The following is a 7,769-nucleotide window of genomic DNA, read 5'->3' on the forward strand; positions in this document are numbered from 1 at the left end:
CTGACCACTCCTTTCGTCACACGACCCATTGGACCATACCGACTATAAAATCCGTGTTAAGCGTGAATGACTATGCAAGGAGAACGTTATGCGCATCTTGGTCGTCGAGGACGAGCGGGCGCTGTGCGATACAATCGCACGCAGCCTGCGCAACTTGGCCTATAGCGTCGACTGCTGCTACGACGGGCAGCAGGCCCTCGATCTGCTCGATGTCGAGACCTTTGATCTTATCGTGCTCGACCTCAATCTCCCCCATGTCGACGGCATGACCGTGCTCAGGCGACTCAGAACAACTGATTGCGAGACCAAGGTGCTCGTACTCTCGGCACGTGGCGAGGTCTCCGACAAGGTGGCAGGGCTCGATGCGGGCGCCAACGACTACCTCACCAAGCCGTTCCATCTTGACGAGCTGGCGGCGCGCATCCGCAGCCTCACGCTCAGACGCTTTACGCAAAACGATGTTGTTCTAACCTGTGGATCGCTGAGCTTTGACACCAAGGCGCGCCTCGCCTCCGTGGACGGAGAAGTCCTATCCCTCACACGCAAGGAGACCGGCATCCTGGAATACCTGATGCTTAACCAAGGGCGACCGGTAAGCCAAGAGGAACTTATCGAGCACGTTTGGGATAGCACTGTAAACAGCTTTAGCAACGCGACCCGGGTTCACATCTCGTCACTCCGAAAAAAGCTGCGCAGCGCTTTGGGACACGACCCGATTCGCAATCGGATTGGAGAGGGCTACGTCATGGAGGATAGCGAATGAAACAGCTTTCGCTGCAATGGCGCATAACGATCATGACGGCACTGCTCACGTGTGCGGCATGCGTGCTGACGAACTGCCTGGTCGGCTATACGGGCATGCGCTACATGGATGCCATCGGCAGTGACATCTCGGCCTTTAACGCAACCGGCGAAGATTCGCCCCAGGCGTTCGACCCAACGAAAGCGGCCCTCGATGACAAGGTCACGATCGTCGTAAACGACGCACAGGAGTCTTTTGGCACGACAGCCTGGTGCATCACGGCTTGGGTCACGCTGCTTGGTGGCGTGCTTGCATACTTTGTGAGCGGTCGTGCGCTCAAACCGCTACGGGCTTTTGCCGCTCAGGTAGAGCGTGTACAGCCTGACAACCTAAGAGAAATCAAGCTCAACGAAGATGTTCCCGCCGAACTTCAACGATGCAGCGCCTCTTTCAACGACATGATCGCCCGCCTTGGCGAGGGGTTCTCTGCACAGCAACAGTTTACCGGCAACGCCGCACACGAGCTGCGAACCCCGCTTGCCCTTATGCAAGCGCAGATTGAACTGTTCGTCTCAGAGCACCCCGCATCGCAACCCGATACGGCAGAGCTGCTCGGCCTGCTACAAGAACAAACCGAGCGGATGTCACGAATGATCAAAGTCTTGCTCGAGATGAGTAAGCTCCACAGCGTTCCTTGCGAGGATGCCGTTGAACTTGGCCCCTTGTCCGAAGAAGTCCTCGCTGATCTTGCGCCGCTTGCCGAGAATAAGGGCGTAACCCTCGATTGCGCCGGAGACGCTTTGACAATCGGAAGCGACACACTCCTCTATCAGCTGGTGTTTAACTTGGTCGAAAACGCCATCCGCTACAGTCACCCCGGCTCGACTGTCAACGTCTCTATCTGCGATACCGATAGCCACGTGTTCCTGCGCGTCAAGGATCAGGGCCCGGGAATACCCAAGCAGCACCGAGAGAGCATCTTTCAGCCGTTTTTTCGTCTCGACAAATCCCGCAGCAGGGCATACGGCGGCGCAGGACTCGGGCTAGCGCTTGTCTGGGAGATCGCCGCGCTTCACGGTGGCACTGCAGAGGTCGAAGCAAGTTCCGAGAACGGAACCACCATGCTCGTTAGCTTTCCAAAACGGATCCCAGCGTAAACCGACCATTACTACGAAGGGACCCCGCGCATGAATGAACTGCCTCCCATTTCTTGGACTGGAAAGTGATGTTCGAGGAACGGGAGGCTATCTTGACCATATTCGACGAGACCCTCAGGGCGAGGGCGGCCGACCTCTTCGAGGAGGGCGCGGGCGCGTTGACCTTGGCGCCCCCTCGGCCCTGCCGATGGGACGGATTCTAGCACTCGGGGAGGGGGCAAAAGATGCGCCCTCGATATACGAGAGCGCATTCCGGACTCCCACCTGCTTCCTATATCGCCCAGACGGGCACGGCCTCCACGTTTTCCGTCAACAGGTACGGCTCTTGGGTCTGGCAGATGACGTGCCCGAATCCCACCTCGTAGTCGGCCATGCCCTCCAGGCAGCCGAAGCTCTTGATAGCATCCTTCTTCACCAGTGCATTCGTCTTGACCTCTACGGGATGAAGCGTTCGCCCGTCCTGGATGACCAAGTCTATCTCGCGCTTCTTCGAGTCGCGGTAGAACCACACGTCGCGCAGGTTCGCCCAAGCGTTCATGTGGCTTTTGAGGATCTCGGACACCACGAAGGTCTCGAACACATGGCCCGCCACCGCGCCCACACGCAGCTGCTCGGGGGTCGTCCATCGGGTGAGGTGGCACACCAGGCCCGTGTCCATGAAGAAGATCTTCGGCGTTTTGGTGAGGCGCTTCTCGATGTCCGGGAAGAACGGCTCGACTATCCGAACAACGCCCGAAGCCTGCAGGATCGACAGCCACGCCTTGACCGTCTTGTGGTCGGCGTCGATGGCGTTGCCGATGTCCGAGGCGTTGAGTAGCTGTCCCGTGCGAGCGGCGCAGGCCACCATGAAATTGTAGAACTTCGCCTCGTCCTTCACGTTGACGAGGTCGCGAACGTCGCGCTCCAAGTAGGCGCGTTCGTAGTCGGTGTAGAACAGGTCCCAGTCTACGTCGGGGTCCTGCAGCTCCGGCATGCTGCCGCGGTGGATGTGCCGCCAGAGGTCGAAGCCTTCGGGTGCGTCGATATCGCGCGATTTGAGCATGGAGGGCATGTATTTTCGGTGATTGTTGCCCTTGCCCGTAACCTCTCGCAGCGACAGCGCGGGCATCTCGATGATTCTGATGCGGCCCGCGAGCGACTCGCTCACGCCCTTCATGAGATGGTAGGTCTGCGATCCCGTGAGCACGATGCGACCCTTCTCCGCCGACTGGTCGACCAGCCACTTCACCGGCGAGAACAGCTCGGGCACGCGTTGGACCTCGTCAACGACGAGCGGCAGGGAGTGCATCTCGAAGAAAAGGACGGCGTCGGACTTCGCCTGCGCATACGCCGCGGGATCTTCCATGGTGACGTAATCGAACGAACTTCCCAGGTGTTCTCTGAGGACGGTGGCCTTGCCAACCTGGCGGGCGCCGGTGACCAGCACGACTTTGCCCTGTTTGAGCATCCGGTCGATGGTCTGCTCGATTTCCCTGGCTATATACATAATGCCTCCCATCTTCCGATAGGAGGCATTATTTCATTTGCTTGTACTGTGGTCAAATTTGGGAATACTATTCCCAAATTTCTCTATTCCCACTCTTTCATGCTCGCTTGCCGTGACGTCATTCGAGTTGGTTCTAGTTTGGTCGTCAGCTTCGACTACTTTGCCACCGAATCCCTCCGCATGTCTTCACGTAGGTGCTTAGGACAAATCCTGAGTCGGGAAGGAGTGATCTACGACACCAACAACCCCGCTACTTCCACTCAGCCAGGTTGATCCCGATGGTCTCCGTCAGCTTCAGGGACTCATCCGTCAGCGCGCCGTCCTCGGTGAGAATCGGGGTGTCCAGAATCGCCTTGATGGAACCGGCCACCGTCGCGCACCTCAGCACGACGCTCTTTGCCTCCTTGGAGTACTTAGCGTAGTCGTCGCCCTCACGCTCGAGAACGTCCTCAAGCTGGAACACCAACGGCAAGAAACGAGCGTCCAAGCGCGCGAGCTGGGTGTAGAACAGATACGTACGCCTGCGAATGGCGTCGCATTGGAAGGTGGCGTTCGCAAGTTCCGCGCATATCTCGTTGGCCTTGGCGTCGTTCCCGCGCGCGACCTCGAGCTTCTCTCCCGCCTTCTTTCCCGCGACAAGCCCCATGACCAGCAATGCCGGCCCGGCAACGAATCCACCCAGGACGGCAGCGCCACCGGCCATGCCCGCACCGCCGGCCGCCAGAGAACCGCCACCAAAGAACGCGAGCGTAGCATTGGTAGCTGCCGCACCTGAAAGCGCACCGATAGCCGTGCCCGTGGACGCCGTCGCAAGAGCGCCCGCCGCCGTGTACGCGCCAAACGCCGTGAGCGCGCCTCCCGCAAGACCCGCGGTAACACCACCGGCAACGGTTGCAGCGAGATGGGACATCTCTTCGAGCTCGCCCAAAGACTCGCGGTCAATATGGAACTTGCTCAACTCCTCCAAACCGAGGGAATCCGCAAGGTCGAGGTTCTTGATCTTGCTAAAGCTATCCACAAACCGCGCGATGCTGTTGTTGAGCGCGAAGATCTTCTCAGACCCCAAGCCCGACAACGCGTCGGCGCAAACGTCTCGCGAGCGCTTGAGCTGCTCACCCGCTGCATCGATGCGGCCGTTCGCGTCACCGGTGAGGCGATTGGCCTCCATGTTGTCGGCAAAGCCCTTAACCGCCGCACCCGCACCGGCGAGGCCCGACGCCGCGGCAGGAATAATAAAGAGCAGAGGTAGTGGCATGGTTATCCTCCTAGTTATCCGTAATGAGGGCCTGAGCGGCAGCAGAAATGGCTTCTTCACGCTGTGCCAGCTCTGCCACCAGTGGCTCGATTTCAGAATAGGGGCGATTGGAAGCCTTGAGCTCCTCCGCGAGTGCGGAGGTCTCACCAATTGCGGTTATATAGCCGATAAGTTCATCCGCAACAACAGGATCCAAGCCGGACCTCTCGTTGACATAGCGAATGAAATCCATCTCGTCTGCGGACACTCCGTCGGACCGGCCCACGGCAAGCAGGCCCCAGCACAGCAGGCGGCGATCGCGCTCCGTCATGCTCGCATTGTCGATGGTGAAGCGAGCGTTGATCTTGGTCGCGGCCAAGGCGCCGAACTCGTCGGCATCGGGCTTCATGCCGTCGACGACCGTGTCGATGAAGCCGCAGCCTTCGCCCTCCATCTCGGCGCCTAAATCTGCAGCGATACCAGTGATTTTCACACGTTCCTTATCAGAAATTTCCCCGTCGACAGACGCAAGACACACCAGCAGGCTCGCAAAGTCGATGACGTCGAACCCGTGGTATGCGGGGGAACCCGGCTTCTCACCCTCCTTTGCAACGGGAACGACGTCTTGCGCGATTGCGTTCACACCTTCGCTCACAGCGTTGCCCGCATCTTTTATCGCCTTCTCCGCGTCAAACTTGCTCGCCGCGTCTGCCGCAGCGGCGGCGGCACCCCCTACTGCCCTCGATGCATCATCGGCAGCCTTCTTGAGCATGCCGCCCAGGTCGAATCCACCAAAGCCAGCCATATCCACTCCGTTCTCAAAGATCATTTCGTAAGCCGTTACAGCACAAACGTCTCGTTGGACAGCATGAGGTCATCGAACTCCTGAGCGCTCGCGTACTGGGCGCTATACCCCAACAAGTTCCAGAGCTCGGCGCTCGCAGCAATGTAGCCATCGTCGTCTTGCTCCACGAGCGCCCGATCCATAGCGGCAACCGACCCGGCAAACACCTCGAGGCGGCAAGCCAGGTACTCGTTGACCAACGTTTCCATTTCCTCACGCTGCGCCTTAAGCTGGGCGATGGACTCGGCACAGAGGCGCTCGATCTCGATACGCTGCTCGTGAGCAAGCCGCTCATCCTCGTCGGCCTTAGCGTAGATCTTGTACGCCGCCGCGAAGCAGTAGACGCCCACGGCGGTGATGGCATATTTCTCCATGAGACCTTGAGCCTCGGGTGGGATGTCGATGTCCAGGGCAACTCGAAGCACCTCGCCCAGCTCGTCGGCATTCTCGTTGACGATTGCGTCCAGACCATCGAACAGGTCGTTCGCCGTCACGTCCTTGCGCGCGAAGGCGTAGACGAGCTTGCCCACCGGCACGGCCATCGCTGCGAGCATGCTGGCTACCTCGTTTCCCGCCCCAGCGTCCTCTGCGGCATCATCGTTGTTGAACGCATGGTCGAGCACCGGAGCAACGTGGTCTTGAATCTGCTCTTGGACAAAACCCTCGATATCATCAACGCCGAGCTTGGCAGCCACATTGCGGACCTCATCGCCCACCGCAATGTCCTCGCCCGCTTTCCAACGCTTTCGCACGTCTATGAGGACTGGAAGCAGGTTGATCACAGCGTCGGCATCCAGAACAAGTTGCTGCGCCACAAGCGTCTCCTTTTTGACAAAAGATATCGAATTATCTCTATTGTAGGCATACAGTTAAATCTCTCCTCAGACGGCAACTGAACAATTGCCCAACAGCGCGCGGCCGCTCCGGGCGCGCGCTGCACTTGGTGTACGCCGGGGCCAGCGCTCCGAGCATCGGGCCTCGTTCCAGGTGCACTAACTGCACCTGGAGTTCGTCAAAAGTCCCATCTACCTCAACTTGTGCAACTCCAAATGCATCCGCCGCATTTTGAGTTGCACAAGCCCCGACGTCCCATCTCACAAGCACAAGACTTCGGACACCAGCTCTCACACCGCCCCTTCCGTCCCGCCCCAATTCAAATGCAGACTCGCATCACTTTGCAGTGGGGTACGCAGCTCCCCAAGCACACCAAACGGGCTAGGGCCTTGCCCCAAAACCCCTCCACCACATCCCGAACCACCCAGGCCCAGCCCCAGTGATCATGCCCGAGTTTGTCCAATTTCTCATAAATCATGACCACCCGCATAGCGGGTGGTTTGCTCTTAGGGTATAACCCATTAATGCCGGCCAGCGCCTCAAGACGCTGGCCTTCAATTCGTTCAGGCCCTATTGCCCTTGACCCGTGGCGGGCCGGTCGAACCGGCATACCCCTCACTTGGCCCTAAACGGGTCCTCGCGCTCTTTCGCCCTCAGCTTGTCCAGCGCGATGTCGTGGGCTTCCTGCTCCCTGATGTAATTCGCGACCGTGGCCTCGTTCAGGCCCACGGTCGAGGCGTAGTAGCCTTCCGCCCAGAACTTCCTGTTGCCGAACTTGTACTTGAGGTTGGCATGCTTGTCGAAGATCATCAGCGAGCTCTTCCCCTTCGAGTAGCCCATCACGCTCGAGACGGACATCTTCGGGGGGGGGGATCGCCACCAGCATGTGCACATGGTCGGGCATGAGGTGCCCCTCTATGATCTCGATCCCCTTGTACTCGCACAGCCTCTTCAAGATCTCGCCTATGTCGGACCTGATTTGGTTGTATATGATTTTGCGCCTATACTTCGGCGTAAACACAATGTGGTATCCGCACATCCACTTCGTGTGAGAAAGACTATAGGCTTTCTGCGCCATAGCCGACCACCATCCTTCCCACTCGAATTCTTGACGGCCTGAACGATCGTCAATATCCGTTGGGAGGGTGGTTTTGTAAAGCAGATTGTCGCCACCCGCATAGCGGATGGTTGTCTTGGCGCGGCTACGCACGCGCCTGGCTGAAGCCATTGCATACGAGCGGACAGCCTCCTAGCCATCCGCCCTCGGCGAAGCATCCCGCTGTTTGACTCCGAACATCCACCCCTCCCCGATCAGCTCGGTTACGTTCTCGTGCACAATGCCGTTGCGGTACTGGATAGGGTCGCTGCGCGTGATGACAAACTTAGGCCAGTTGTCCCGAATCTGCTCGAGCGGGCGGTACTCACGGTCCTCGGTCTTCTGGGGACGCGTCCCGAATTGTGGTGTAAGCGGG

6 protein-coding genes and 2 pseudogenes are annotated in these 7,769 nt (G+C 58.8%); 2 read left to right on the forward strand and 6 right to left on the reverse strand.

The window, feature by feature from the left end:
* Positions 1-88 precede the first annotated feature (88 nt).
* Together EFAMC1_RS07305 and EFAMC1_RS07310 are read left to right on the forward strand one after the other, a co-directional pair.
* Positions 89-763: a response regulator transcription factor gene (locus EFAMC1_RS07305; RefSeq protein ID WP_154053630.1), complete on the forward strand. Its 675-nt coding sequence runs from the start codon at positions 89-91 to the stop codon at positions 761-763.
* Positions 760-1,899 (forward strand): ATP-binding protein, encoded by a 1,140-nt coding sequence (locus tag EFAMC1_RS07310; protein WP_154053631.1) that lies wholly within the window; start codon positions 760-762, stop codon positions 1,897-1,899. Before EFAMC1_RS07305 ends, EFAMC1_RS07310 begins: the two co-directional genes overlap by 4 nt.
* Positions 1,900-2,170: 271 nt before the next feature.
* Here the strand turns inward: EFAMC1_RS07310 and EFAMC1_RS07315 are convergent, their stop codons facing one another.
* The 6 genes and pseudogenes from EFAMC1_RS07315 to EFAMC1_RS07340 form a co-directional block, all read right to left on the reverse strand.
* On the reverse strand, positions 2,171-3,385 hold the full coding sequence (locus EFAMC1_RS07315) for an ATP-binding protein (protein ID WP_154053632.1): 1,215 nt from the start codon (positions 3,383-3,385) through the stop codon (positions 2,171-2,173).
* A 250-nt stretch (positions 3,386-3,635) separates the two neighbouring features.
* On the reverse strand, positions 3,636-4,640 hold the full coding sequence (locus EFAMC1_RS07320) for a hypothetical protein (RefSeq protein WP_154053633.1): 1,005 nt from the start codon (positions 4,638-4,640) through the stop codon (positions 3,636-3,638).
* Between the two features lie 10 nt (positions 4,641-4,650).
* Positions 4,651-5,448, reverse strand: a complete 798-nt coding sequence (locus tag EFAMC1_RS07325; RefSeq protein WP_154053634.1) for a hypothetical protein — start codon at positions 5,446-5,448, stop codon at positions 4,651-4,653.
* A gap of 11 nt (positions 5,449-5,459) precedes the next feature.
* Entirely contained in the window at positions 5,460-6,278 is an 819-nt protein-coding gene (locus EFAMC1_RS07330) for a hypothetical protein (RefSeq protein WP_154053635.1), read from the reverse strand.
* Between the two features lie 634 nt (positions 6,279-6,912).
* Positions 6,913-7,375, reverse strand: a pseudogene (gene tnpA / locus EFAMC1_RS07335) (IS200/IS605 family transposase).
* 171 nt (positions 7,376-7,546) lie between these two features.
* Positions 7,547-7,769 (reverse strand): annotated as a pseudogene (locus EFAMC1_RS07340) (hypothetical protein); the annotation flags it as partial.

It is taken from the genome of Olsenella uli (assembly GCF_901212675.1).
GTDB lineage: Bacteria > Actinomycetota > Coriobacteriia > Coriobacteriales > Atopobiaceae > Parolsenella > Parolsenella uli_B.